At 70.8% G+C, this 26,135-nt stretch carries 26 protein-coding genes; 11 read left to right on the plus strand and 15 right to left on the minus strand.

Annotated features, from left to right (window positions below; all coding sequences use genetic code 11):
* Positions 1-29 precede the first annotated feature (29 nt).
* Positions 30-308: a glutaredoxin family protein gene (locus PA27867_RS12685; protein WP_066596867.1), complete on the plus strand. Its 279-nt coding sequence runs from the start codon at positions 30-32 to the stop codon at positions 306-308.
* Positions 309-360: 52 nt separating this feature from the next.
* On the opposite strand, the gene PA27867_RS12690 is transcribed toward PA27867_RS12685, so the two are convergent.
* From PA27867_RS12690 to PA27867_RS12700, 3 genes are all read right to left on the minus strand, one after another.
* Entirely contained in the window at positions 361-1,146 is a 786-nt protein-coding gene (locus PA27867_RS12690) for an acetoin reductase (protein ID WP_066596869.1), read from the minus strand.
* 184 nt (positions 1,147-1,330) lie between these two features.
* A complete protein-coding gene (locus PA27867_RS12695; protein ID WP_066596872.1) occupies positions 1,331-2,686 on the minus strand; it encodes a wax ester/triacylglycerol synthase domain-containing protein in 1,356 nt (451 codons plus the stop codon).
* A 15-nt stretch (positions 2,687-2,701) separates the two neighbouring features.
* Positions 2,702-3,175, minus strand: coding sequence for a hypothetical protein (locus PA27867_RS12700; protein WP_066596873.1), 474 nt, complete (start codon positions 3,173-3,175; stop codon positions 2,702-2,704).
* 171 nt (positions 3,176-3,346) lie between these two features.
* Between PA27867_RS12700 and PA27867_RS12705 the strand changes: the two genes are divergently transcribed.
* Genes PA27867_RS12705 through PA27867_RS12715 form a run of 3 tightly spaced genes read left to right on the plus strand, consistent with a single transcriptional unit; the run spans position 3,347 to position 4,166 of the window.
* Positions 3,347-3,646 carry a hypothetical protein gene (locus PA27867_RS12705; RefSeq protein WP_066596874.1) on the plus strand — a complete coding sequence of 100 codons (300 nt, stop codon included), beginning with the start codon at positions 3,347-3,349 and terminating at the stop codon, positions 3,644-3,646.
* A complete protein-coding gene (locus PA27867_RS12710) occupies positions 3,646-3,873 on the plus strand; it encodes a hypothetical protein (RefSeq protein ID WP_066596876.1) in 228 nt (75 codons plus the stop codon). Before PA27867_RS12705 ends, PA27867_RS12710 begins: the two co-directional genes overlap by 1 nt.
* A gap of 53 nt (positions 3,874-3,926) precedes the next feature.
* Positions 3,927-4,166, plus strand: a complete 240-nt coding sequence (locus PA27867_RS12715; protein ID WP_066596878.1) for a hypothetical protein — start codon at positions 3,927-3,929, stop codon at positions 4,164-4,166.
* A 16-nt stretch (positions 4,167-4,182) separates the two neighbouring features.
* On the opposite strand, the gene PA27867_RS12720 is transcribed toward PA27867_RS12715, so the two are convergent.
* Complete coding sequence (locus PA27867_RS12720) at positions 4,183-4,893, minus strand: hemerythrin domain-containing protein (protein WP_066596880.1); 711 nt, start codon at positions 4,891-4,893, stop codon at positions 4,183-4,185.
* Positions 4,894-5,185: 292 nt separating this feature from the next.
* Here PA27867_RS12720 and PA27867_RS12725 point away from each other — a divergent pair, with 292 nt between their 5' ends.
* Positions 5,186-5,647 (plus strand): hypothetical protein, encoded by a 462-nt coding sequence (locus PA27867_RS12725; protein ID WP_157109217.1) that lies wholly within the window; start codon positions 5,186-5,188, stop codon positions 5,645-5,647.
* Positions 5,648-5,816: 169 nt separating this feature from the next.
* Here the strand turns inward: PA27867_RS12725 and PA27867_RS12730 are convergent, their stop codons facing one another.
* From PA27867_RS12730 to PA27867_RS12770, 9 genes are all read right to left on the minus strand, one after another.
* The gene (locus PA27867_RS12730) at positions 5,817-7,106 is read right to left on the minus strand and encodes an MFS transporter (protein WP_167550843.1); all 1,290 of its coding nucleotides are present in this window, start codon (positions 7,104-7,106) and stop codon (positions 5,817-5,819) included.
* Positions 7,099-8,955 (minus strand): allophanate hydrolase, encoded by a 1,857-nt coding sequence (gene atzF / locus PA27867_RS12735; protein WP_066596889.1) that lies wholly within the window; start codon positions 8,953-8,955, stop codon positions 7,099-7,101. Before atzF ends, PA27867_RS12730 begins: the two co-directional genes overlap by 8 nt.
* The gene (locus PA27867_RS12740; RefSeq protein WP_084021120.1) at positions 8,952-9,656 is read right to left on the minus strand and encodes an urea amidolyase associated protein UAAP2; all 705 of its coding nucleotides are present in this window, start codon (positions 9,654-9,656) and stop codon (positions 8,952-8,954) included. Before PA27867_RS12740 ends, atzF begins: the two co-directional genes overlap by 4 nt.
* Positions 9,656-10,540 carry an urea amidolyase associated protein UAAP1 gene (locus tag PA27867_RS12745; RefSeq protein ID WP_236900706.1) on the minus strand — a complete coding sequence of 295 codons (885 nt, stop codon included), beginning with the start codon at positions 10,538-10,540 and terminating at the stop codon, positions 9,656-9,658. Before PA27867_RS12745 ends, PA27867_RS12740 begins: the two co-directional genes overlap by 1 nt.
* Positions 10,537-11,193 carry a cysteine hydrolase family protein gene (locus PA27867_RS12750; protein WP_066599885.1) on the minus strand — a complete coding sequence of 219 codons (657 nt, stop codon included), beginning with the start codon at positions 11,191-11,193 and terminating at the stop codon, positions 10,537-10,539. Before PA27867_RS12750 ends, PA27867_RS12745 begins: the two co-directional genes overlap by 4 nt.
* A gap of 152 nt (positions 11,194-11,345) precedes the next feature.
* Positions 11,346-12,344, minus strand: a complete 999-nt coding sequence (locus PA27867_RS12755; RefSeq protein WP_066596891.1) for an ABC transporter permease — start codon at positions 12,342-12,344, stop codon at positions 11,346-11,348.
* 52 nt (positions 12,345-12,396) lie between these two features.
* A complete protein-coding gene (locus PA27867_RS12760) occupies positions 12,397-13,278 on the minus strand; it encodes an ABC transporter permease (RefSeq protein ID WP_066596893.1) in 882 nt (293 codons plus the stop codon).
* Entirely contained in the window at positions 13,275-15,035 is a 1,761-nt protein-coding gene (locus PA27867_RS12765) for an ATP-binding cassette domain-containing protein (RefSeq protein WP_066596897.1), read from the minus strand. Before PA27867_RS12765 ends, PA27867_RS12760 begins: the two co-directional genes overlap by 4 nt.
* A 78-nt stretch (positions 15,036-15,113) precedes the next feature.
* Positions 15,114-16,730 carry an ABC transporter substrate-binding protein gene (locus PA27867_RS12770; protein ID WP_066596899.1) on the minus strand — a complete coding sequence of 539 codons (1,617 nt, stop codon included), beginning with the start codon at positions 16,728-16,730 and terminating at the stop codon, positions 15,114-15,116.
* A 249-nt stretch (positions 16,731-16,979) separates the two neighbouring features.
* Here PA27867_RS12770 and PA27867_RS12775 point away from each other — a divergent pair, with 249 nt between their 5' ends.
* Together PA27867_RS12775 and PA27867_RS12780 are read left to right on the plus strand one after the other, a co-directional pair.
* Positions 16,980-18,245, plus strand: a complete 1,266-nt coding sequence (locus PA27867_RS12775) for a metal-dependent hydrolase family protein (RefSeq protein WP_066596901.1) — start codon at positions 16,980-16,982, stop codon at positions 18,243-18,245.
* Entirely contained in the window at positions 18,242-18,982 is a 741-nt protein-coding gene (locus PA27867_RS12780; protein WP_084021122.1) for a TetR/AcrR family transcriptional regulator, read from the plus strand. Before PA27867_RS12775 ends, PA27867_RS12780 begins: the two co-directional genes overlap by 4 nt.
* A gap of 405 nt (positions 18,983-19,387) precedes the next feature.
* On the opposite strand, the gene PA27867_RS12785 is transcribed toward PA27867_RS12780, so the two are convergent.
* Positions 19,388-20,107, minus strand: coding sequence for a TetR/AcrR family transcriptional regulator (locus PA27867_RS12785; RefSeq protein WP_066596903.1), 720 nt, complete (start codon positions 20,105-20,107; stop codon positions 19,388-19,390).
* Between the two features lie 88 nt (positions 20,108-20,195).
* Between PA27867_RS12785 and PA27867_RS12790 the strand changes: the two genes are divergently transcribed.
* Positions 20,196-21,059 (plus strand): NAD(P)H-binding protein, encoded by an 864-nt coding sequence (locus PA27867_RS12790; protein ID WP_066596905.1) that lies wholly within the window; start codon positions 20,196-20,198, stop codon positions 21,057-21,059.
* Positions 21,060-21,556: 497 nt separating this feature from the next.
* Here PA27867_RS12790 and PA27867_RS12795 read toward each other — a convergent pair whose 3' ends face one another.
* Positions 21,557-22,612, minus strand: a complete 1,056-nt coding sequence (locus PA27867_RS12795) for a LacI family DNA-binding transcriptional regulator (RefSeq protein WP_066596906.1) — start codon at positions 22,610-22,612, stop codon at positions 21,557-21,559.
* 216 nt (positions 22,613-22,828) lie between these two features.
* Here PA27867_RS12795 and PA27867_RS12800 point away from each other — a divergent pair, with 216 nt between their 5' ends.
* Genes PA27867_RS12800 through PA27867_RS12810 form a run of 3 tightly spaced genes read left to right on the plus strand, consistent with a single transcriptional unit; the run spans position 22,829 to position 26,093 of the window.
* Complete coding sequence (locus tag PA27867_RS12800) at positions 22,829-24,088, plus strand: sugar ABC transporter substrate-binding protein (RefSeq protein WP_066596907.1); 1,260 nt, start codon at positions 22,829-22,831, stop codon at positions 24,086-24,088.
* A 5-nt stretch (positions 24,089-24,093) separates the two neighbouring features.
* Positions 24,094-25,188 (plus strand): carbohydrate ABC transporter permease, encoded by a 1,095-nt coding sequence (locus PA27867_RS12805; protein WP_066596913.1) that lies wholly within the window; start codon positions 24,094-24,096, stop codon positions 25,186-25,188.
* Positions 25,185-26,093 carry a carbohydrate ABC transporter permease gene (locus PA27867_RS12810; RefSeq protein WP_066596915.1) on the plus strand — a complete coding sequence of 303 codons (909 nt, stop codon included), beginning with the start codon at positions 25,185-25,187 and terminating at the stop codon, positions 26,091-26,093. Before PA27867_RS12805 ends, PA27867_RS12810 begins: the two co-directional genes overlap by 4 nt.
* Positions 26,094-26,135 lie beyond the last annotated feature (42 nt).

A 26,135-nucleotide genomic window follows, 5' to 3' on the forward strand; every position in this document is an offset into this window, starting at 1 on the left:
CCAAGCCGGCCCGCCCGTAAGCTCGACCCATGACCGCACCCGCAACGCCCGCCGCCGCCACCGCCGACCTGACCATGTTCGGCGCCGAGTGGTGCAAGGACTGCCGCCGCTCCAAGAAACTGCTCGACGGCCTGGGCGTGGCCTACAACTACGTGGACCTGGAGACCGTCGAGGACGGCGCCGACCGGGCCAGGGCCATCAGCGGCCGCACCCAGATTCCCGTGCTCGTCTTCGCCGACAACACTCACATGGTCGAGCCCAGCGACGCGGATGTGCGCGCCAAGCTCACCGCACTCGGCACGATCTAGGCGCGAGCGGGCGGCTCCCACGAAGGGAACCGCCCAGCTGGAGTGATGCGACTCAGTTGTAGAGCATGCCACCGTCGACCAGCAGCACCTGCCCGGTGACGTAGTCGGAGTCGGGCCCGGCGAAGAATGAGACCACCTTTGCCACGTCTTCCGGGGTCTCGATGCGGCCGAGCGCGATGCCGTCGACGTTCTCCTTGAGGTTCTGCCCACGGGGCTTGCCATTGATCACGCTGAGCTTCTCGTCGATCAGGTCCCACATCCCCGTGCCGACGATTCCGGGGGCGTAGGCATTGACGGTGATGTTCTTCGGCGCCAACTCCTGCGCGGCGACCTGGGTGATACCGCGCACGGCGAACTTCGAGGCCGAGTACGCACCGAGGATCGGGAAGCCCTGGATGGACGCGATCGACGCCGCGTTGATGATCTTGCCGGGGCGTCCCAGTTCGTCGAACTTGGCCACGGCGGCCTGGATGCCCCAGATCACGCTGTTCACGTTGATGCGGAAGATCGAGTCGAGCTCGTCTTCGGTTATCTCTGACAACGGCGTCACTTGGGCGATGCCGGCGTTGTTGACGATCACGTCGAACCCGCCCAGTCGCTGCGCCGCGGCGTCGACCGCGGCGAACACGTCGTCGCGCTGGGAGACATCCACGCTGACGAACACTGCCGCGCGGCCCAGCGCCTCGATCTCTGTGATGACGCCCGCAGCCTTTTCGGCCTGCACCGCGAGGTCGGCCACGGCGATATCGAAGCCGTCCTGGGCGAGCCTCAGAGCGATGCCGCGTCCGATGCCTTGGCCGGCTCCGGTGACGAGTGCGACTTTGTTGGTGACGGTCATGGTGATACCCCTGTTCCTGTCAGTGCGGCGGACGCCGTGATGGGCGTCCTCCTTGGCGGGCGCAAGGTGTGAAGGCTCGTGGCCTTCGCCTGCGTCGTCCCGAATTAAAAACGCTATCAACAGGCATTTCGCTAGGGGCGTATCGCAGTGAGCAGCCGGTCAGGCCTGTGTGATAACGGTTGAGTCAGGCCGGTTTGACCTCTCCTGTGGCTGTGATGCCCAGTGCGGCGAGTTCCGTCACGAGGGCCTCCCGGAGCGCCTGCAGGTCGGGGCAGGCATCCGGGTCGGCGACAATCGTGATCACCAGGGTGCCCGCGTAGGAGAGTGCAACGAACGCGACGGAGACATTGCCCGTCGCGGCGCTCAACGGCAGCAGCGCGGTGATCGGGCAGCCGACGAGGGTGAGCGGCTCGGCCGGCCCGCGCACGTTGCTCGTGAAGGTGTGGATGAGCCGTTGGCCGTCGATGAACCATCGGTAGAGCCCCAGCCGGGCCAGCAGCCGGAAGAGCGGGCCGATCAGGGCCGTGGATGCGCCGCGCGCTGTGCGCTTGGCGGTGCGGGTGAGCGCCGCCACCCGGCGCAGCCGCTCGTCGCGGTCGCCCACGGCGGGGATGCGCAGCGGGATGACGCCGCTCGCGTTGCCGAGCTGCCCGGCGCTGGCTTGCAACCGGGCCGAGAACGGCACCGACACCACGAACTCATCGACCAGTTCGCCGCGGCTCAGGAGAAGGGTGTGCAGGGCACCGGCGATGGCCACGAGCAGAACGTCGTTCACCGTGGCCTGACGCGCCCGGGCGGCTGCGAGAGTCTGCGGCAGGCCGACCCGGATGTCGAGGAACCGGCGGCGGGCTCCCGTCGGCACGTTGAGGGAGGTGCGCGCCACACGGCTGGCGCCCACGAGCCGCAGCTGGCGGGCGGCCGCGGCCAGGCGCAGCAGGTCCCGCGGCACCCGGCGAAGAGCGCGCAGGCGGAGCCGCAGCATGTCCGCGGCGATCTGCCCGGCGGACGGCCGCGGCCGGGGGAACGGGGCGATTGGCGCCGGCGAGCCGTCTCCGTGGGTGCCGTCGACCAGGCCGGCAAGCACCGCGAGGCCGCCGATGCCGTCGGCGAGCACATGGTGGAACACCACGATGAGGGCGGCCTCTGTGCCGCCCGGGGTCACTACCAGGGTGGCCGTCCAGAGCGGGCGGCTGCGCGGCAGGGGCGTGCTCAGCAGCGTCGCGGCGATGTCGAGCACCTCGTGCTCGGCCAGCGGGTCGCTTACCTCGGTCACGGTTACGTGCCGGGCGATATCGAAGCCGGGGTCGTCCACCCAGATCGGTCGGCCGAATCCCACCGGCACCGTCGCGAGTCGCTGGCGCAGCCGCGGTATGCCCGCGACCCGGCGGCCCAGCTCACGGACCAGCCGGGTGGCATCCAGGCCGGGCCTCGTGTCGAGCAGCAGCACCGCGCCGACCTGCATCGGCGTGGAGCCGTGTTCGGCGACCAGCGACATGAGGTCGTCGGCGCTCACCCGGTCGATCGATGGCGGCGTGCGCATGCCTAGACGGTATACCTACCGGGGCACCCCGAGCAGGCCGGCCAGGGTATGGAGCGCGTCGAGTTCGTGGTCTCCGATGACCCGCCGGTCGCCGGGAGGGCCCTCGGCCGACGCCCGGGCCACGTGTTCGGCTACCCGGAAGAGCCAGGCCCGGAACGCGGAGTCCAGGCCGGGCACCTGCGTCTTCACGAGCGCCAGCGCCAGGGTCAGCTCGCCGAGCACCCGGGCCTGGGTCTCGTCGGCGCCGTCGACCAGACCGAAGTCCCTCGTCAGAACCTCCGCCACCAGGTCGGCCTCGATCTCCTTCACGATGGGCAGCCCGTCGGGCTGGGATGCCTCGAGAGTGACCGCCTTCTCCGCGGCCAGCATCTCCGTGACGATCCCCATCGGAGAGCTCTGCGACGCCCCCACCAGGTACAGGCCGACCAGGAACGGCGCGGCGCCGACCGTGCGCCACTCCTCTGTGCTGAACGCATCCCTGACGGCCATCTGAGCTCCCGATCGGTGCCGGCCCCCGGCGCTGGGTGTCGAAACATCCCCGCCTGTGCCATCCACGCTACGCCCGCGCATCCGCTGCCCGAAAGCCCCGTGCGACCGAGGCATCCGACAGACCACCGCTGCCCGTTGAAGCGCACCTGCGGCCGGGGTACCGTATGCGCCATGACCACCGTCACCCAGTACTGGGCACCGCACGACAACCAGAACGGCCTCTACCAGGCCAGGGGCCAGCTCATCTGGTCGTGGCCGCTCGGCGACAACTCGCACTACTGGGGCTTCGCCGTACGCCCGCACCAGGGCAACATGCAGGTGGAGGTCGAACGCCAGTGGACCACCTCCGACAACGACATGCGGTTCGTCGAGAACTTCCTGGTCACCGTGTCCGACCCGGTCGGCCGCGAATTCCGGCCGTCGGGCAACGGCGGCCTACTCATGTTCACCGCCATCAAAGTGGAGGCCTGATGCTGCTTCTCGCCGTGCACGACCACGCCGGAACCATCATCGGCGCCGTCATCGACGACGGTGAACACCCCACGCCCACGCCGGTTCCGCCCGAGGACTACACACTCGCGCGCATCGAACTCACCGACGAGCAGGCCCGGCTGCCCCTCGACGAGTTGTGCACCCGGATGCGGGTGGACGCCCGCACCAACACCCTCACTGCTCTCGACGACAACTCGGCCGTGTGAGTCCGGCCGGCCCGCAGTGACCAGGCACCGGTAGTCTTCCCCCGGGGGTACAGATGAGCACGCCAGAGCAGAACACGACCGCAGCCGAGAATGCCGGCCACGCCGACGGCCTGGCGATCTTCGAGGATGAGCACGAGGTGGCCAGCCCGCCCGTCGGCGTGGTGGGGCTGCAGCTGCTGGCCGTGGTGCTCACCTACGCGGTGATCCTCGGCCTCGCCGTGCTCGTGGTGGTGGTCATCGTGCTGTTCGTGTCGTTGCTCTGGCCGGTGCTGCAGGACATGTCGCTGCCGTAGCCGGAGCATCGTAGGGCTAGCGCACCAGCTGCGCGCGGTACCGCTCGTACCGCGGCCGTCCCACCAGCCGCCAGAGCAGCCGCACCGGAGCGGGCAGGTGCTCGTGCTGCCAGGCGGTGCCGCCATCCGGTTGTGCGGACAGGATCGCGCCCAACTGGATGAACATCTTGCCCTTGGGCGTGGCCTTGCGCGCGTGCTCGGCGAGCGCGTCGACCTCGCGCGGCGTGATGACGGTCTCGATCACGGGCACGATGTTCGTCTCCTCGTCGGGCAGGTGCACGGCCAGGGCCGCGTTGATGCCGGCGAGGGCGGCCGAGACGGATGCGGCATCCGACGCTCTGCCGCTCCCCCGCCAGGCCGGCAGGCTCGCGTCGAGCTCCTCGAGGTGCACGAGCATCTCGGCATGCTGCTGCTTCATCCGGGCGACGTGAGCCGCGCACGACGGGGCACGGCTTTCGAGTCGGCCCCAGAGCAGGGTGTCTTCGCCTTCGTGGTGGGCGTGCAACGCGGTGGAGAGCATCGCGAGGTGGTCGCCGACGGTCTCGGCCCGGCCGGAATCGCCGTCGGCGACACCGCCCACCAGTCCGGGCGCCTCACCGAAACCGGCCCGGAACAGCCGGTGGATCTCGGCCATGCCCCGGGCGTCGCAGGTCTGCACGGTACCGGGGCCGGGGCCGGCCCCGTCGTCGGGGGTGTCACCGCTGGACGGCAGTGCTGTGGCGGGCATGGGAACCTCCTTCGTTTCCTTTGTCAGACGTGCACACCGAGACCGTATCCGCGTGACTGTCACCCATCAAGGGGCCAGCGCGCCCGCCGCGCAACGGCGTCGCTCCCGAGCATCCGTCGGGGAGATGCCATCTCTGGCACGCGTGACTCGCCCCATCCGAGAGAAGCACCGTTAGGTTGGGGGCATGAGACGATCCGTAGTCCCCGCGTGTCTGGCCCTGGTCCTTGTGCTGACTGGATGTGCGGCAGGGAACGACGCTCAACCGTCGCCGACGCCGACTCGGACCGCGACGGTGGCCCCGACACCGACCGCCACTCCGACGCCGACCGCTGCCGCGCCTGCAGCCGAGCCGGAGGCATCCGCGGCCACGGCCAGCTGCGACACCGTGCTGACCGCCGAGGAGTACTCGTCGTTGGAGGAGGACGGACTGACCCTGAATCCGGACACCCGCGCGTTCGACGCCACGATGCAATCGCTCATGGACGCGGGCTTCGGCTGCTACTGGAAACGAGACGGCGGCGATGTGCAGGTCTGGTACGCCCAGGCGACGCAGGATGACGCAAGCTGGGCCGCGCAGAAGCAGCAACTGCTCGACGAGGGGTGGACCCAGACGGATGTTCCCGTCCAGGGCGTCCTCCGCGCACCGACCGACTACGACCCGAGCTTCCTGCCCGTGGTCGTCAACAGCGGCGGCATCACCTATTACGCGAGCTACCCCGAGTTCTTCGGTTCGGTCACAGCGCTGCAGGGCTGAGTGGCCGGGCGCCGCGCGGGCTAGGCGCGGGCCGGGCGCCGCTGGGCGGGCTGCGCGCCACCGGCGCAGCGGCGCGCTGCCCGCGCTCGGCGTGTGCGGGCGGATGCGCGGGCCAGGCGCCGCTGCGCTGGCCTCGCGCCGCCCGGGACGGTTCGCGCCCCGGGCCGCTTCAGAACCCGGCCACCCGCCCCCGCGCCGACACCGCCAGCACCAGTGCCACCACCACGGCCATGACGCCCGCGCCCCAGTAGGCGATCACGAGCATGCCGCCACCGGCGATGATGGCGCCGCCGGCCAGGGCGCCCAGGCCCGTGCCGAGCGCGATCACCGAGGAGTTCAGCGCCACGACGAGCTGCCCGTGGCGTCCGGCGAGGCCGAGCAGGATGCCCTGCAACGGCGAGTTGGCCGCCCACGCGGCGAACCCCCACACGGCGAACACCAGGCCGGCGCCCACGATCGACCGGCTCGCGATCGGCAGCAGCACCAGCGCGATCCCGCACACCGCGAAGCTCAGCCAGAGGGTGCGCGAGGCACCCCAGCGGTCGGCCAGCCGGCCGCCCACAATGTTGCCGAGCACCCCGGCCGCGCCGTAGCAGAGCAGCAGCACGCTGAGGCCGATGCCGTCCACGCCCGACATCGCGGTGAGCAACGGGGATGCGTAGGTCTGAACCATGAGGGCCGCAGCGGTCTCGAGCATCGACACCAGCAGCACCACGAGCACGATCGGTGACGGCCAGCCCCGGCCGGGCCGCGCGACGATCGCGGCCTCGAGCGATTCGCGTGACGGCCGCGGCACGAGGGCGAGCACCGCCACGAAGGCCAGCACCGCCAGGCCCGCGGTGAGGGCGTATACGCCGCGGTAACCGAGCACCGGGCCGAGCAGGTTGCCCACCGGCGCGGCCACGACGGTCGCCGTGGTGAGCCCGCCGAACACCGTCGCCAGGGCCCGGCCGCGCTCCCCCGGCGCCGCGAGCCGCGACGCCAGCACCGTGGCCGTGGGCGTGAACCCACCGGCAGCGAACGCGGCCAGGCCGCGCAGCAGCGCCACGGTGTCGTAGTCCTCGGCGAACGCGGTGCCCACGCAGGCCAGCGCGAACAGCGCCAGCGCGGTGAGCATCAGCAGCCGCCGGGGCAGCCTGTTGCCGGCCAGGGCCACTATCGGCGTGGTCACGGCGTAGGTGAAGCCGTACACGCTCACGAGCCGGCCGATCTCCGGCACGGTCACGCCCAGGTCGGCGGACATGGTGGGTAACAGCCCCGTGACGATGTTCGAGCCGAACCCGATCGCGAAGGTGCCCAGCGCCAGCGGCCAGAGCCGGGGCCTGACGTGGGGCACGGATGCGCCGCGACCGGCCACCGCGCCTGCCCCCGCCGCCGGAACCACCGGCGAGACCGGCTCGAGTCCGGGCAGCGGCAGTGAATCGGTGCGGGGCGAGCTCGAGCGTCCGGCGTCAGGCACGGACGGCTCCGCCCACGTGCGCACGCCAGTCGCCGTCGGCCACCACGGGCTTGCCGGTCGCTGCGGTGGCCTCGCAGAGGTAGCCCACCACCTCGCGGCCGTCGGACAGGGTGACCCGGCCGAGGCCCAGCGGGGCGGCGGCCTCGAGCAGCAGTGCCGAGAGCGCCGTCTCGGGCACCCGCCACAGTTCGCCGAGCACACTGGAGTCGGAGTAGGGCGTGCGGATCATGCCGGGCCGGTTCAGCGGGTCGCCGAGGGCCACGAGGGTGTAGCCGGGCGCTGTGCGCACGTCGCCGGCGAACAGGGCGCCGTGGCGGCGCATCCGGTCGTGCAAGGGCAGGCCGGACAGGTGCGCACCCACCACGAGCAGGTGTACGCCGGCCGCGAGGTCCGAGCGCACGTGGTGTCCCGCCATACGCCGCTCCCCCACGTCCTCTCGCGACACCACATCCCGCGGAAGCGGCGAAGTGGCTGCTTCGGGAGCACGGAGGTGGCCGTTCGACCGCTCTCGCGAGCTCAAGGCCCGGGATTCCACGCGCAGCAGCAGGGCGGCCACGTCGCGGGCGACGGCGTCGGCGAAGGGGCGGGCGAGCACCTGCACGCCCACGTTCTCGTCGGGTGCGCCGGCGTCGATCGGCACCGCGTAGGCGGGGTAGCCGAAGAGGTTGGCGAAGTTGGTGAAGGTGCCCAACCGGGAGTTCACGGCGATGGGCTCCGCCGCCACCTCGGCCAGGGTGGGGTGGTGGGTGGTGGTGGGCAGCAGCATGGCATCGGCGCCGGCGAAGGCCCGTTCTCCGGCGAGCTTCAGCTCGGCCAGGCGCACCAGGTCGGCCGCGTACCGGTGGGCGGGCAGCTGCCCGGCGGCGGTGACGATGCCGGCGACGACAGGGTCGAGTCCTGCGGGTGCTGCGTCGATGGCCGCTCCGACGGCGGCGTAGCGTTCGGCCACAAAGGCGCCGTTGTAGAGCAGCGCGGCGGCCTCCAGGAACGGGGAGATGTCGATCTCGACGAGGGTGACGCCGGCGTCGCGCAGGCGGCCGAGGTGGGCGTCGAAGGCGCTCCGCCAGAGCGGCGCAAGTGCCGTGAGGTCGGCGGCGCGCGGCACCGCGATCACGGGGTCCGCTGGGGCGGCGAGCGGGGCGGATGCGTGGGGCAGGGCCGCGAGGGCGTCGCGGCCGTCCGGTCCGGCCATCACCCGCAGCACCGACTCGGCGGTGTGGAGGTCGCGGGCGAACGCGGTGACGCAGTCGAGGCTCCGGCAGGCCGGCACGACGCCCGTGGTGGGCACCAGGCCGACGGTGCCCTTGACCCCGACGAGCCCCTGCAGGGCGGCGGGAACCCGACCGGAGCCGGCCGTGTCGGTGCCGAGGGCGAAGTCCACCAGGCCGAGGGCAACGGCCACGGCCGAACCCGACGACGAGCCGCCGGAGATGCGGTCGGGGCGCCGGGCGCTCCGCACCGCGCCATAGGGGCTGCGGGTGCCGACCAGGCCGGTGGCGAACTGGTCGAGGTTGGTCTTGCCGAGCACCACGGCGCCGGCGGCGCGCAATCGGGCCACGGCCGTGGCGTCCTCCTCGGCGGGGTAAGCGAAACCGGGACAGGCCGCCGTGGTGGGCAGGCCGGCCACGTCGATGTTGTCCTTCACGGCGAACAGCAGCCCGGCCAGGGGCAGCGGTTCCCGCGCGATAGCGGCGCGGGCGAGCACCTCGTCGACCTCGGCCTGCACCTCGGCCTCGGCGCGCAGGGTGATCCACACCTCGGGCCGGTCCGCAGCGGCGATCGCCGCGTAGACCTCCGCGACACGAGCGGCGGGCGGGGTGCCGGGCGAGGCGAGGTCGGCGGGGGTCATCGGGCGGTCCGGGTCACGAGCATCCGCACCGGGGTGGGGTTGAACCCGTTGCAGGGGTTGTTGATCTGCGGGCAGTTCGAGACCAGCACGAGCACGTCGCGTTCGGCGCGCAGGGTGAGTGAGAGCCCGGGGGCCGAGAGGCCGTCGACGATGCCGAGCGCGCCATCCGCCTCGACGGGCACGTTCATGTAGAAGTTGATGTTGCTGACCAGGTCGCGTTTGCCCAGGCCCCACCGGGCGCCCTCGGCGAGGAAGTTCTCGACGCAAGCGTGCTGGTGCACGGTGTGGTGGCCGTAGCGCAGGGAGTTGGACTCCTTGCTGCAGGCGCCGCCGATGGTGTCGTGCCGGCCGACCTCGTCGTGCACGAGGGTCATCAGGGCGTCGCCGGTGTTGGCGCGCAGCACCGAGCCCTGGCTGAGATAGACGTTGCCCTGGGCGCTGATGGTGTCCGGCGCGCTGTAGCGCACGGCGGTGTCGGCGGCGTCGTAGAGCAGGAAGTCGACGGCCTGGTTGCCCTCGAGGTCGACGATGGTGAGTTCATCGCCGGCGGCCACGACGTGGGACCAGGGGCCGCGACGGCCCACGACCTCGTCGAGCACGATCTCCCGGCCGGACAGGCGCTCCGGTACGGCGTTCGGCGTCGGGTCGGCGGCGGGGCCGGTGCTGCTGTCGCTGCTGGTCTGCGTGTCGGTGCGGCCCATCACAGTCCTCTCGTTCTGGCGTAGTCGATGGTGTTGACGAAGGCGCGGGCGGCCTCGGGGGTGGCGGTGGCCTCGGGCGACTCGAGCGTGGCCGCCTCGCCTCGCCAGGCCCGGATGCGCACCGGCGTGCTGGTGTACTCCGGCCGCGGGTCGACCGGGGACGGCACATTGGCCACGAGGAGCACGGCGGGCAGCTCGAAGCGCAGCCGCACGGCAGCGCCGGGGCCGGTGGAACCGGTGAACACCAGCGCGCCGTCCTCGGCGACCCGAACACCCTGGAACAGGGCGACGGTCGGCGGCAGGTCGCGCGGGGTGAGGCCGTGCTTGGCCGCGCCGAGGATCAGCAGCTCGCGACCGGCGGGGGTGCCGCCGTGCGCGGAGCCGTCTCCGTAGCGGGTCTCGTTCACCGCGCGGGTGGAGGTGCCCGCGAAGGTGTCGTGGGTGCCGGAGTTGTCGGAGACGATGGTGGCGAGCACCCGGCCGCGGTCGGAGAGCAGCATCGCGCCCTCGCCGAGGTAGGCCTGCCACTGGATCTTCACGGTGTCGGCCACGTTCAGGCGCTCGTCGAGTTGCGCCTGGTTGAAGATCGCCAGGTGCGCGCAGGCGTCGCCGTCGAGGTCGGTGAACTCCACGATCGTGCCGCGTTGCACGGCGAGGGTCGTGTAGTTGCCGCCCGCCACCGTTTCGGCGACGAAGCGGTCGTTCTCGGCGAGCCCGGCGGGCCATCCGCCGGCCGTGGCGGCCGGAACCGTGGGCATGGTCGAGACCCGGGTGCCGCCCTGCGCGCGGGCGTGTGCCCGGGCGCCGGCGGGCGACGCGGTCGACGCCGCTCCCGCCGAGGCTGTGCCTGCGGCGTCCGAAGTCAGCTCAGTAGCCTCGTTCACGCGTTGCGCACCAGCTCGTGCACCGGGCTCACCGGCTTCGGGGTGGGCAGGGTGGCCAGCCACTCGTTGGTCTGCGCGGCGGTGACGAGAGCGTCGCGCTGCAGGTAGTGCATGGCCTGCAGGGCGTTGTCGTGCGCCTGCTGGGTGGAGCCGCCGACGCAGTCGGTGAGCACCCGGAAGCGGTAGTCGTGCTGGTGCGCATCCACCGCGGTGTAGTGCACGCAGACGTCGGTGAGTCCGCCGACGAGCAGCAGGGTCTCGGCCTTGTAGCCCTTGAGCACGATCTCCAGCTCGGTGCCGAAGAACGCGGAGTAGCGGCGCTTCTTGATCAGGAATTCCTCGGGGCGCGGGTCGATGCCCGGGGCCAGCTCGGTCTCTTCCCAGCCCTCGAGGCAGTGCGGGCCCTCGGAGCCGTCGAGCTCGCGGCCGATGTCCACGAGCGACGGCTTGTGCACCTCCTGGATGAACACCACCGGGATGCCCTTCTCGCGGCAGTGCCGGATCACTTCGCGCACCCGCGGGGCACGCTCGGTGCGGCCGCCCATGTAGGGGATCTCGGTGCGGGAGTCCTCGCGGGGAATCTCGCCGCCCTGGATGTCGACGACGATGAGAACGGTGTTTCCGACGATGTCTAGCGTCTCGGCGGCAGTCATGGTGGTTCCTTTCGTGGTGGCGGGCGGTGAGGCCTGCCGGGGCAGTTCGAACATGCCGGCACCAGCGCCGGTCGGGGGTGAAGCTGGGTGAGGTGAAGACGGGATAGGTGAAGCGGATGCGGCGCCGGAACCCGGCCGGCCGCATCCGTGGGTCAGGTGAGGGAGATGCGCCGGTCGGCCACGACCTGGAGCACGTCGACGATGGTGTTCAGCAGCACGTAGGTGATGCCAAGCAGCAGGGCCACGCCGGCGATGCCGGGGAAGTCGCTGACGTTGACCGACTTCTCGAGGTAGCTGCCCAGGCCCGGCCAGGCGGTGATCTTCTCCACCACCACAAGGCCGCCGAGCAGCAGCCCGGTCTGGATGCCGATCATCGAGAGGGTGGCGCCGAGGGAGTTGCGCAGCGCGTGCCGCACGAGCACGGCGGACTCCTTCATGCCGGCCGAGCGGGCGGTGCGGGCGTGGTCGGAGCCGAGGTTGACCTTGAGGCCGTCCACGAGCACTCGGCCGATGGCCACCGCCGGGCTGATCGCGGCGCAGGTGGCGGGCAGCAACAGGTGCCAGACGGCGTCGCCGGCCACATCCATTCGGCCGGCCAGCAGCGCGTCGAGCACGAGCAGGCCGGTGGGGCTGGACGAGCCGCCGCTGAAGCTGGAGCGGCCGCCGGCAGGGATGAGGCCGAGCGACCCGTAGAACACCAGCAGCCCCACCATGGCGAGCAGGAAGGTGGGGGCGGCGGCTCCGGAGAGCAGCACGAACCGCACCACGGCGGCGCCCTTCCAGCGCACCACGGTGAGCAGGGCGAAGAACGCGCCGAGGATCAGGGCGAAGCCGAGGGTCCACAGGGCCAGTTCAAGCGTGGCCGGGAACGCGGTGGCCAGGCCCTCGGCGACGGGGGTGCGGGTGCGCAGCGAGTTCTGCAGGTCGCCGTGCAGCAGGCCGCCGAGGTAGTCGAAGTAGCGCACCACGGCGCTCTGGTCGAGTCCCAGGCGTTCGCGGGCCCGTTCGAGGGCCTCGGCCGAGGCGTTGGCGCCCACATAGGCCTTGGCCGGGTCGACACCGCTGAGCTCCTGCAGGGTGAACAGGGCCACGGTGAGCGCCAGCAGCACGCCGGCCATGGCGACGATGCGCTTGAGGATGAACATCAGCATGTCGGCATCCGTTCTGAGGTAGGTGAGTGAAGGGCGGGGGCGGATGCGGGGGTCATCGGCGGGCCAGCAGGTCGCGGATGCCGTCGCCGGCGAGGTTGGCGCACAGGGCCAGCAGCATCACGGCCAGGCCGGGCACCACGGGCACCCACCAGAACTGCAGCAGGTACTGCATGCCCTGGGCGGCCATGGCGCCGAGCTCGGGCGCCGGGGCCGGCGAGGAGAGACCGATGAAGGACAGACCCGACATGGCCACGACGAGGCCGCCCACGTCGAGGCTCGCCGCGATCACCACCGTGGAGGTGACGCCGGGCAGCAGGTGCCGGGCGACCCGGCGGCTCCAGCCCACGCCGGCCAGGGTCGCGGCCTCCAGGTGCGGCCGGGCCGCCCAGGAGCGCACCTCGCCGCGCACCAGCCGGGCGTACATCGGCCACCACACGACGGCCACGCCGATCAGCGAGCTGGTGAAGCTGGCGCCGAGGGCGGCGGCCACGACCATGGCGATGAGGATGCCCGGCAGGGCGAGGAACAGGTCGGTGACCCGCATGAGCAGGCCGTCCGCCCAGCCGCCGAGGGCGCCGGCGACGACACCGACGAGCCCGCCGATGATCACGCCGGAGGCGATCACGATGGCCGCGGCGGTGATGCTGGCGCGCAGGCCGAAGAGCAGGCGGGAGAAGATGTCGTAGCCCAGGGCATCCGTGCCGAGCAGGAAGCCGGGGCTCAGCGGCGGCTGGAACGGTGCGCCGGCGCGCAGGATCGGGCTGTAGGGCGCGAGCACCGGGGCGAGCAGTGCCAGGAGCACGAGCAGCACCAGGCCGGTGAGGCCGATGAGGTTCACGACCGTGGAGCGGTGCCGCAGCGCGGTGACCCGCTGGAACTTGCGGGCGCCGCGGCCGGGCCGGGCCACGGTGGGCGTGGGGGCGAAAACGCTCATGCGCGGGCCTCTCCGAGGTCGAGGTCGAGATCCAGGTCGATGTCGAAGGTGTCGAGGGTGTTGCCCGCAACCGTGGGGATGGTGCTGGTGGGCGGCCGTTGCGGGGCCACCCGCAGGTGCTGGCCGGGGATGGCCGCGAGCAGCGACCGGGTGTACGGCTTGATCGGGTTGGCGCACACCTCGGCCGCGGCGCCGAGCTCCACGATCTCGCCGCGGTTCATCACGGCGATGCGGTCGGAGATGACGCGGGCGGCGGCGAGGTCGTGGGTGACGAAGAGCAGCGACATGTTCAGTTCGCGGCGCAGCCGACCGAGCAGATTGAGCACTGTGGCGGCCAGGGACACGTCCAGGGCGCTGGTGGGTTCGTCGCAGAGCAGCACGGCGGGCGGCACGATCACGGCGCGGGCGATGGCCACGCGCTGGCGCTGGCCGCCGGAGAGGCTGTCGCCGCGGACCCGGGCGACGTCGGCGGGCAGGCCCACGCGTTCCAGAGCTTCCTCGATGCGGTCGCGCACCTGGGTGCGGGTGAGGCCCGGGGTGGTGGCGGTGAGGCGTTCGCGGAGCAGTTCGCCCACGCTCAGCCACGGGGTGAGGGAGGAGCCGGCATCCTGGAAAACCATCTGTGGGCGGGTCGTGCCGGCCACGCTGACGGTGCCGGAGGTGGGGGTGTCCAGGCCCGCGACCATGCGCAACAGGGTGGACTTGCCGCAGCCGCTCTCCCCCACGAGCGCCACCGACTCACCCTGCGCGATGGTGAGGCTGACACCGCGGACGGCGTCGAGGCTGCGGCGCTTCCACAGCGGGCCGCTGACGAAGCTGCGGCGCACATCCGTGATGGTGACGGCGGGGCCGCCGGGAGACACGTCCGGCCAGCGGGCGGGCAGGTGGTCGGCGGCACCGGCGCCGTGGGCGCTCACAATGGGCCGGTCGGTGGGGGTGTTCAGGTCGATGCGGGAGGCCAGCAGACCCTTGGTGTAGTCGTGTTGCGGGGTGCCGAGCACGCTGGTGACCGTGCCGGATTCGACGATCTCGCCGCGGTACATCACGGCGATGCGGTCGCTGATCTGCGCGGCCACGCCGAGGTCGTGGGTGACGAAGATGACGCTGCAACCGTGTTCGTCGCGCAGGGTGAGCAGCAGGTCGAGGATCTGCGCCTGCACGGTCACGTCGAGCGCGGTGGTGGGTTCGTCGGCGATGATGAGCGACGGATTACGGGCCAGGGCGAGGGCGATCATGACCCGTTGGCGCAGGCCCCCGCTCAGCTGGTGCGGGTAGGCGCCGAGCCGGGTGGCCGGGTCGGGGATGCCCACATCCGCCAGCAGCGTGAGCACATGGGCCTTGTCGCGGGCGACCTCCGCGAGCTGGTGCCCGATGGTCATGGTGGGGTCCAGCGACGTCATCGGGTCCTGGAAGACGGCGCCGATGTGTTCCTTGCGCACCAGCCGGTCGGCTTCGGCGGTGGTGCCCACGATGTCGGTGCCCTGGATCTGGATCGAGCCGGTGACCTTGGGCTTGGCGTAGTCGGGCAGCAGCCCCATCATGCTCAGGCCCAGCACGCTCTTGCCGGAGCCGGATTCCCCGACCAGGCCGAGGATCTCGCCGGGCATCACGTCGAAGCTCACGCCGCGCACGGCCTCGATGGCCGCGCCCTCACGGTGCAGGGTGATGCGCAGGTCCCGGACCCGGGCGACCGGGGCGGATGCGTCGGGACCGGCGCCGGGCTGTGTTGCGCCGGACTGTGCGGTGGGGAAGGTCATGCTCGCCTCTGGGGTTCGGGGGCTGGAGAGGGGGTGGCCGGCGGGGCTGAAGCGCCGCCGCCGGCCGGGTGGGTGCTACTACTCGTTGCCGAGAGCCGCGAAGTGCAGCACGTTGTACTCGAGCAGGTTGCGGGCGTCGTCCAGGCCGGTCAGACCGGTGCGGGCGATGGTCGTGGTCTGCAGCGAGCCGATCGAGAACCAGTACTTGGCCGCGATGATCTTTTGGGCGATGGCGGCATATGCGTCATTGCCCTCAGTGGCCAGGGCCGCGTCGAGGTCGTCGTTCAGGCCGGGCACCTCGGCGCCCAGCACGTCGAGGCCGCCGGTGGGCGTGTAGATGATGCGCGCCCAGGCGTCCACGTGGCCGGCGTCGGGGAACGCGGCCATGATCACCAGGTCGGGGGCTGCGGCCAGGTCGTCGGTCAGGGAGTAGACCGATCCGCTGCCGAGCGACACGGCCTCGGCGGGCAGGCCGGCGGAGCTGAGCGTTGCGCCCATTTCCTGGGCCACGGCCGCGGCATCGGAGCTCGACGCCGGGTAGCCGATGCGGATGGTCTTGCCCGCGGCGATGCCGGAGTCCACGATGCCCTGCAGTGCGGCGGGGTCGTAGGTGACACCCTGGTCATCCGCTGCGGCGTCGAGCATACCGGCCGGGAACAGCTGGCTGGTGGGCACCTCGAGCTCGCCCATGGACGAGTCGATGATCGTCTTGGTGTCCAGGCCCGAGAACAGCGCAGTGCGGTCTTCCACTGTGGTGAAGATCGCGGAGGCCGGGTTGACGTAGACCATCTGGGTGGTGAAGTTGGGGAACGTCGACGCGTCGAGCTTGTCGTTGCTCGCCAGCGACGCGAAGGTGGTCTTGTTCAGGTTGCCGAGGATCGCGTCGATCTCACCGCGCTCCAGGCGCAGCTGGGCGGCCGAGGCGTTGTCGCTGATCTCGATGTTCACGGTGCCAAACTCGGGGGCGTCGCCCCAGTAGTCGTCGGCGGCGGTCAGCGTGTAGGAGACGCCGGTTTCGACATCCGACAGCTCGTAGGGGCCGGTGCCCGCGTCGTGCGTGGTGAGGTAGGTCTGCGCGAAGTCGTCGCCGGCCTCCTCGGTGAGCACGGTGGGGCTGACCATCTTGAGGCCGAACGGCGAGGCGAGGTAGTCCACGAACGCCGAGTTCGGCGCCGCGAGGGTCACGTCGACGGTGTAGTCGTCGACGGGAGTGACGGCCGTGACGTCGCCGACCATGTACGCCGGGCCGCCGTCGACGGCGGTGCGGCGCTCGAACGAGGCCACCACGGCGTCGGCGTTGAACTCGGTGCCGTCGTGGAAGGTGACGCCCTCGCGCAGGGTGAAGGTGTAGGTGAGGCCGTCGTCGGAGAGGGTCCAGTCGGTGGCGAGTTCGGGCACGATCTCGGCGGTGTCCGAGCCGTCCTGGTAGGCGACGAGGCCCTCGTAGGTGCTCTCGATGATGTTCAGGCCCGGGCCGTCGTAGTTCGTGTCGGGGTCGGGCGGGGTGGTGTAGGTCTGGGTGATCACGACGGTGAGGCTGTCGGAGGCGCTCGAGCCGAAGCTGTCGGTCGCGGCGGAGCTGGAGCAGCCGGCGAGCGCGAGCGCGGTGACGGCGGCGAGGCCGGTGAGCAGAGCGGCCTTCCGGGGGCGGGAGAAGGCGGACCGCGCGGGGCGGCTGAACGGGGTTGGGGACATCGGGTCGAACCTCTCGGAACAGGGGTGGGCCAGGGGGCTGTGCAGGGGGTGAGGCTGGGTGACACAGGGAATGAAGCTGAGGTGACACAGGGGTGACGCAGGGGCCGATGCGGGGCAACACCCGGAATCGAGCGGGCCGCCGAAATATCTATCGCTGACAAAAACTATCCCGGCACTGTTTCGGCGTGATTGCCGAATGTTTCGATCACGTAAATTCGATCAGCGATAGGTATTCGGTAGACTGGGCCCATGACCCCGAGCCTGCTGCTGCGCAATGTCACCGTGATCGACGGCCTCGGCGGAGCCCCGCGCCCCGCCCACGATGTGCTCATCACGGACGGCCTGTTCACGTCGATCTCCCCCACCGGCTCCCTGCCGCTGCCTCAGGTGGTCAACCCGGATGCCCTCACCGTGCTCGACGGCACCGGCCACACCGCGCTGCCGGGCTTCTTCGACTGCCACGTGCACGTGAGCACCTCCCCCGCCACCGACACCCTCACGAGCATCACCGAACCGGAAAGCGCCAAGACCCTGCGGGCGGTGCCGGCCCTGCGTGCCACGCTCGACGCCGGGGTCACCAGCGCCCGGGACCTTGCCGGAGCGGACTCCGGGTTTCGCGATGCCATCGCCGACGGCGTCATCGCCGGGCCGGCGCTGCAGCTGGCCATCCGCATCCTGAGCGTCAGCGGCGGGCACGGCGACTGGCGCACCGTGGGCGGCACCCCGTTGGACACCGGCCCCGGCGCCGGCGTGGTGGGCGACTCCCCCGCCGACTTCGTGCGGCTCACCCGTGAGGTGATCCGCGAGGGCGCCGACTGGATCAAGGTGGCCGCCACGGGCGGCATGGGCAGCCCGCGCAGCAACCCCGAGGGCGGTGGCCTCAGCGAGGCCGAACTCCGCGCCGTCGTGGAGGAGGCCGCCCGGCACGGCCACATCGGCGTCGCCGCGCACTCCATCGGCACCGCGGGCATCGCCGCGGCCGTGCGCGCGGGTGTGCGCAGCATCGAGCACGGCTACCTCATCGACGACGCCACCATCGAGTTGATGGGCGAGCAGGGCACGTTCTTGGTGCCGACCCTCTCCACGCTCACCCGCCCGGCCTCCCCCACCGCGGCACCCTGGACGGTGGCCAAACGTCGCCGCACGGTCCAGAACGCCCGTGAACGGGTCGGCGCCGCCATCCGTGCCGGTGTGAATGTGGCGCTCGGCACCGATGCCGGCATCGTGGAGCACGGCACCAACCTGCGCGAACTGGCCCTGCTCGTGGAGTTCGGCCTCACCCCGATGCAGGCGATCCTGGCCGGCACGTCGTCCGCGGCCCGCATGAGCGGCATACTGGACGAAGTCGGCACCATCGAGCCGGGCAAAAGGGCCGATCTGGTGGCAACTCTGGTCGATCCGCTTGCCCAGATCGCTGCCCTGGCCGATCCCGGCGCAATGCGACTGATCGTGCAGTCCGGCCGCATCCACTCGTCCACCTTCCCCCTCGAGAGCACGGAGCCCCAGAGCGCATGACCTCGACACCCGACACCGACGCGAGTGGCACCTCTGGCACCGCGGCGACCTCCCCGACGGATGCGCCGACCACGCCCAAGCGCACCGCCGGCCGCCCCCGCGCCGAGGGCAAGCAGCGCGCGGGCCTGAGCACCCGCGACGAGATCCTCGAGGCCGCGGCCACCCTGTTCACCGACCAGGGCTACACCGACACCACCACCCGGCAGATCGCGTCGGTGGTGGGCATCCGCCAGGCCTCGCTGTACTACCACTTCGCCGACAAGGGCAGCATCCTCAGCGCTCTGCTCACCGGAACCGTCGAGCCGGCCGTGCACTTCGCCGAGTGGCTCGACACCCAGCCGCTCGACGCCCCCACCAAGCTCTACGCGCTGGCGAAGTACGACCTCGACGTGATCCTGCAGGACCGCTGGAACCTGCACGTGCTCTACCGCCTGCCCGACGCCAAGGCCGAGCGCGGCGACACCATGCAGGCCGCCCTGCAGGAGCACTACCTCCGCTTCGCCACGGCCGCCGCGGCTGCCGGCACCGACCCTCAGGCCGTGACCGACGACCTGCACCTGGTCTTCGGCCTGGTGGAGAGCATCCTGGTGCAGCGTGACTGGGGCGGCGGGGCCGCCCGGCACGCCTACGCGGACTCGATCGCCCGCGGCTGCCTCCGCCTGGTGCGGGTGCCCGAAACGGCCTTCCCGACCATTTTCGACATCGCCCAGCGCGCCATCGCGACCTACCCGGCCTGACCCGCAGGCGCACGCGCTCACTCGGACGGCGCTCGGGCCATCTCATTGCGAATCGCGGGTCAGACGCCGCTTCGCGGGCGGCGCGCCGCCCGCGCATCGGCGCCGCACCCGCGCAACGGCGCCGCACCCGCACCCGGCGATTCGCGGGTCAAACGCCGCTGCGCGCCCTGCGCGCCGCCCGCGCCTCGGCGCCGCACCCGCGCACGGCGAAGCGCGGGCGACACGCCGCTGCGCGGGATGAGCGCCTCCCGGACGCCGCACCCGCGCAACGGCAGCGGTAGGCGGGAGGCGGCAGCCACAACGGCCCGCATCCGCCGGGCGGTCGACCGCCGATGGCCCGGATGGCGGTCAACGCTCCGGCCCGGATGGCGGTCAACGCTCCGGCTCGGATGGTCCGGACCGCCGTCAGTGCTCCGCGGCGTCGATCGACCGGCCCACCCACTCCGTGAGCAAGCTCCGCTCGGCGGGGGTGAGCGCCAGCAGGGTGGGAATGTGAGCGGCGAAGGTGACGGCGATCGCCGTGCTGGAGATGTCGCCCTGGATCCCGTCCGCGTCGGGCTCGAGAATCTGCTGCAACACGGCGTCCAGCAGCGCCTCGGACAGACCGGGATCGCGCTCCTCGGGCGCAGCCTCCTGGAGTGCCAGTACGGCCCCGGCGCCGGCAGCGTGAATGAGATCCACCGCGCGCCGCTGGCTCACGCGGAGGAGCCCGGCTTCGGCGAGCGCGCGCACTCGCGCGCGAAGCACCTCGATGCCGGCCTCGATGGCGGGTGAGCGCCGCGCTCGCCCCGGCGCGGTCAGCAGGGCACCCAGATCGGGGTTGGCCAGCCCGAAGTCGATCTGTAGCTGCCAGCCCGACCGCAGGGCGGCGACGGGGTCGCCGGAGTCGCCCACCGTCGACTTCGCGGCGACGTGCTCGGCCAGGACGTGCTCGGCGACGGCCTCGATCAAGCCGTCCTTGTCGCCGAACAGCCGGTAGATGGCCGGCGGCTGCACGTCAGCGGCATCCGCGACCCCGCGAGTGGTGAGCCCGCCGGCACCCCGTTCGCGCAGCAGTCGGGCGGCCACCTCGACAATGCGGGTGCGCTGGTCGTCACTGACGGATGCTGCGGCAAGTTCGGTCATGAAACCAACGATATCGCGCAATTGTTTCCACCGGAACTTCAGTGCTAGTCTGCCAACCAGAATCACTGGAAACGAATGGAGCGAATCAATGATAATCGTCACTGGTGCCACCGGGCACCTAGGAACCCAGATCGTCGAGAGCGTCTTGGAACGGGTGCCGGCCGCATCCGTCGGAGTGAGCGTGCGGGACCCCGCCAAGGCGCGCGGACTGTCCGACCGCGGCGTGCGGGTGCGTGCCGGGGACTTCACCGACCCCGGGTCGCTCGCGCACGCCTTCGAGGATGCGGACCAGGTGCTCGTGATCTCGGCGGCCATCCGCGGCGGTGGCGCATTCGACGCCAACCGGGTCGCCATCGACGCGGCGAAGGCGGCCGGGGCCGGGCGGGTGCTCTACACGAGCCACCAGGCAGCGTCACCCGACTCGCTCTTTCCCCCTCAACTCGTACACGCCGCCACCGAGGCCCACCTGGCCGGGCAGAGCGTGCCTTTCACCGCGCTGCGCAATGGGTTCTACGCCAACGCGCTCGGCATCCACCTGGACAGCGCGCTGAGCACGGGCCGCATTGTCGTGCCCGAGGACGGTCCGGTGTCCTGGACCGCCCACGAGGACCTCGCGGAAGTGGCCGCAATCGCCCTCACCGACGACGGCACTTTGGACGGCATCTCCGCCCCGCTCACCGCGTCGGTCGCCCTCGATCTCGGGCAGGTGGCAGGCATCCTGAGCACGCTGACCGGCCAGACCATCACCCGCGTCACCGTGAGCGACGACGAGTGGCGGGCCTCGGCGATCGAGCGCGGACTGCCGCCCATGGTGGCGGACTTCTCCCTGGGCATGTTCCAGGCCGCGCGCCGCGGTGAGTTCGCCGTCACCGACTCCACCCTGGAGACCCTCATCGGGCACGCCACTACCCCGGTCGAGCACACTCTGCGGCAGCTCCTCGCCGACCGCTGACCTCTCTCGCTGCTCCCGTGGACCGGCGGCATACCCGCGCACCGGCGCCGCACCCGGGCACAGCATCCGGGCACAGCATCCGGCCTCGGCTTAGCGCGGGTCAGGGGCCGCTGCGCGGGATGCGTGCCACCCGCGAAACGGCGCCGCACCCGCGCTCGGCATATGGGAGGCCACTCGCGGGCCCGGCGGGACGGAGTACCCGCAAACTGGCGCCACACCCGCGGAACGGCGCCACACCCGCGCCCCGCATCCGCCGGCGGCCAAGGGCGGGCCGCACGCCGTTGCGCGGGATGCACGCCACCCGCGAAACGGCGCCGCACCCGCACTCGGGACATGAGGGGCCACCCGCGGGTGGGCACGAGACGGAGCACCCGCGGAACGGCGCCGCGCCCGCGCACAACATCCGGCCTCGGCCTCGCGCGGGCCACACGCCGCTGCGCGGTATGCGCGCCACCCGCGAAGCGGCGCCGCACCCGCGCTCAGGGCGCTCAGGGCGCTCAGGCCGGCGCCGGGGCCTCCATGGGGATGGCGGCGAACTCGCGCACCACCAGCCGGGGCTTCACCATGCGGTGCCGAGGCTCCGCCGACTCGGGGGCACCGTGCACCTTGCCGCCGAACTCGCCCGTCAGCAACTCGAGCACCCCCGCGGCCACCTCGTCCACGGACTGATCGACGCTGGAGAGCCCGATCGCCGCGGCGACGGGCGTGTTGTCGTAGCCGGTGACCGGCACCCGCTCAGGGTTGGCGATCATGGCGCCCAGGGCGAGGGAATCGCTCGCGCAGAGCACCGCATCGAGCCTTCCTGCAGTGCGGCGCAACTCCTGCATGGCCGCGGTTCCCTCGGCCACGCCGTCTACCGTGACCACCTCGAGGGCGGCCAGTTCGTCTTCGGTCACGTCATTGCGCTCGAGCATCGCATCCCGCCAGCCGCGCCGGCGATCCTCGCCCGTGCCCGACGGGCTCGGCCAGCCGATGTACCCGATGCGCCGGGCCCCGGCCTCCTGCTGCGCGCGGGTGGCATCGTGCAGGCCGGTCCAGCCGTCCACATCCACCCAGAGATGTTTGGGGTCGTCGAGATCGTCGACCCCCCACGGGCGGCCGAAGGTCACGAACGAGATCCCGTTCTCGAGCAGCCAGGTCGTGCGGGGGTCGCCGGCGAACGTGGAGGTGAGCACGAAGCCGTCCACATCGGCGCCGTCGTTCAGGCGCTTGAGCTGGGTGATCTCGTCTTCGGGGCCGGTCGCGGTGAACAGCAGCACCCGCAGGCCCTGCCGGTCCGCCTGCTCGGTGAGGGCGTGCAGAAAGCTGTCCAGCACCGAGCCGGAGATGCCGTCGATCATCGGGTCGAGCCGGATGCCGATGGTGGAGCTGCGCCGGGTGCGGAGCCGCCGCGCCGACGCGTGCGGGCGGTAGCCCAGCTCGGCGATCGCGGCCTGCACCCGCTCCCGGGTGTCGGCGCGCACGATGCCGGGCGAGTTCATCACATTGGACACGGTCTGGCGGGAGACGCCGGCGGCCAGCGCGACATCCGTCACGGTCGGAAACGTAGTCATGGCCGCTCCTCCCCCGAGTCCCGCATCGGCACGGCACCTAAGCGCCCGTCAATGGATCGATCCAACACCGATCTCCCACAGAGTACCGCGTTTGCTCCCACAAAATACCCAATATTTGATCGATCCAAGAAAACATTTGATCGATCAAATTAATTCAGCTACTGTGACCACTACACAAGCAAGCGCGCACCGTAGCGCGACAGAAGGAGCATCAAGATGCAACGACGCAACTCCCGCTGGTTGATCGGCGCAGGCCTCACCGTGGTCGGCGCCCTCACTCTCAGCGCATGTGGTTCCGGGTCGGGGTTCGGCGACAGCGCCGGCTCCACCGACGGCGAACTCACCAGCGATTCCTCCAAGGGCCTCACGGTTCTGATCGGCTCGAGCGGCGACGCCGAGACCGCGGCCGTCAACGAGGCCGTGGCCGCCTGGTCGAAGGACTCCGGCACCGACGCGAAGGTCAGCGTCGCCAGCGACCTCAACCAGCAGCTCGCCCAGGGCTTCGCCGCCCAGAAGCCGGCCGACGTCTTCTACCTCTCCACGGATGCCCTCGCCGGCTACGCGTCGAACGGCTCGCTGCTCCCCTACGGCGACGACCTGGCCAACAAGGACGACTTCTACCCGAGCCTGGTCAGCTCCTTCACCTACGACGGCGAGTTCTACTGCGCCCCGAAGGACTTCTCCACCCTGCAGCTGATCATCAACACCGACCTCTGGGCGGCGGCCGGACTCACGGATGCCGACATCCCCACCACCTGGGACGAGCTCGCCACCGTAGCCAAGACCCTCACCACCGACACGCAGGTGGGCCTGGGCATCGGCGGCGAATACGCCCGGCTGGGCGCCTTCATGACCGAGGCCGGCGGCAACCTGATGAACGACGACAGCACCGAGGCCACCGCGAACAGCCCGGAGAGCGTCGAAGGACTCGAGTACGCGCAGACCCTGCTCAACGACGGCGTGATGAAGTACGCCACCGAGCTCGGCGCGGGCTGGGGCGGCGAGGCGTTCGGCAAGCAGCTGTCCGCCATGACCATCGAGGGCAACTGGATCACCGGGGCCATGACGAACGACTTCCCCGACGTGAACTACACGGTCGCCGAGCTCCCCGCGGGCCCGGAGGGCAAGGGCACCCTGCAGTTCACCAACTGCTGGGGCATCGCCGCCGACAGCCCCAACCAGGCCGCAGCGCTCGACCTCGTCGAACAGCTCACCAGCAAGGACGCCCAGCTGACCTTCTCCGAGGAGTTCGGCCCGATGCCGTCCATCCAGTCCGCCGCCGAGGACTGGAAGAGCGCCAACCCCACCCTGGTGCCCTTCCTCGCCGGGGCCGACTACGCCAAGGGCGTGCCCAACCTGCAGGGTTCAGCGGATGTCGTGAGTGACCTCAACGCACAGCTCGAGTCGCTCAAGACCGGGGATGCGCAGACCATCCTCGACTCCACGCAGAAGAACCTCGAAGCACTGCTGAAGTAGCCATCATGTCGACGCCTACACAGACGCCCCGCCGCTCCGGAATCCGGGGCGGCGAGGCCGCCTCGGGGTGGCTGTTCACGGCCCCGATGATCATCCTGCTCGGGATGTTCCTGGTCATCCCGGTTCTGATGGCCCTCTGGGTGAGCTTCTCCGACTGGAACGGTCGCGGCAGCCCCTTCGCCGGTTCGGTGGGGTTTGTGGGCCTCGACAACTACTCCGCCCTGCTCGGCGGTGGCGGCCTGGCCGAACAGGACTTCGGCACGGCTCTGCGCAACAACGCCTGGTACGTGCTCCTGGTCGTGCCGATCCAGACCATGCTCAGCCTGTTCCTGGCCGTGCTGGTGAACCGACAGATCCTGCGCGGCCGCGGCTTCTTCCGCACCGCCTTCTACTTTCCGTCGGTCACCAGCTCGGTCGCCATCACCGTGCTCTGGCTGTTCCTGTTCAGCTCCACCGGCGCGGTCAACAAGCTGCTCTCCTTCATCGGGGTGAACGGGCCCAACTGGTTCAACGACCCCAGCGGCGTGCTGCACAACATCCTCCGGGTCTTCGGCGTGCAGAACGGCCCGGCGGCACTCACCGGCAACGATTTCCTCGGCATCTCCTTCTGGGAGTGGCTCGCCGGACCATCCGTGGCCATGAGCGCGTTCATCTTGATGGCCGTGTTCACCACCAGCGGCACGTTCATGCTGCTTTTCATCGCGGCGCTGCAGAACCTCAGCGGCGACGTCGTGGAGGCGGCCATGATGGACGGCGCCAACGGCTGGCAACGGTTCTGGCGGGTCACCCTGCCCCAGCTGCGGCCGACGCTGTTCACCGTGCTCACCCTGGGCCTGATCGGCGCCTGGCAGGTGTTCGACCAGATCTACACCGGCACCCAGGGTGGTCCGGGCAAGACCACGCTCACCCCCGCGTACTTGTCCTACCAAACCGCGTTCACCAACCAGGCCTGGGGCCAGGGCGCCGCGATCGCGTTCATCCTGTTCGTGATCATCGTGGTCTTCACCCTTTTCCAGCGCGCTCTGCTGGCCGAACGCAAGGTCTCCGCCCGCCGGATGCGCATGTACGTGCAGACCCCCACCCCCGGAGGTTCCAAATGAGCACCACCGCACGCGCCCGGGTGCAGCCCCGCTCCCCCTCCCAGCGACTGCGCAACCTGAGCCGGCCGCAGCTGCCCACCTCCGCCATCGCCGGCCGGTCGCTGCTCTACGCCATCCTGATCGTGCTCGCGATCATTTACATCGCCCCGTTCCTGGTGCAGGTCGCCACGTCGTTCAAGACGGATGCCGAAGCGGCGAGCAACCCGATGTCGCTGATTCCGGCCACCTGGTCGTCGGCCGCGTACGAGAAGTTGTTCCTCAACTCGGACTTCCCGGTCTGGTTCCAGAACTCGGCAATCGTGACGGTCTTCGTCACCCTCGGCCGGGTCTTCTTCAACTCCCTGGCCGGGTATGCGCTGGCCCGGCTGCACTTCCGCGGCCGCAACGTGATCTTCGCGCTGCTCATCGCCGTGATGAGCGTGCCCGGTGTGGTGCTGCTGATCCCCAAGTTCCTGGTGATCAACCAGCTGGGCATCTACGACACCTACGTGGCCATGATCGTGCCGCTGCTCACCGATGCCGCCGGCGTGTTCATCATGAAGAACTTCTTCGAGTCCATCCCCGCCAGCGTGGAGGAGCAGGCCCGCATCGACGGCGCCGGCACCTTCCGGGTGTTCTGGTCGATCGTGCTGCCGATGGCCCGGCCGGCGCTGGTGACCATCATCATCCTGTCGTTCCAGGGCTCCTGGAATGAGCTGTCGCACTTCATCGTGGCCACCCAATCGCCCGAACTCACCACGCTCACCAAGGGCGTCGCGTCGCTGGCGTCCGGGCAGCTGAGCCAGGGCACGCAGTACCCGCTCAAGCTCGCCGCGGCGGCGATCATGACCATCCCGGTGGCGGTGATGTTCTTCATCTTCCAGAAACGCATCATGAACACCACCGACGGGGCCGTGAAGGAGTAGCCGCTCCTGAACGCTTTGTTTCCCGGATCCGCACCACAACAC

Source organism: Cryobacterium arcticum (assembly GCF_001679725.1).
GTDB lineage: Bacteria > Actinomycetota > Actinomycetes > Actinomycetales > Microbacteriaceae > Cryobacterium > Cryobacterium arcticum_A.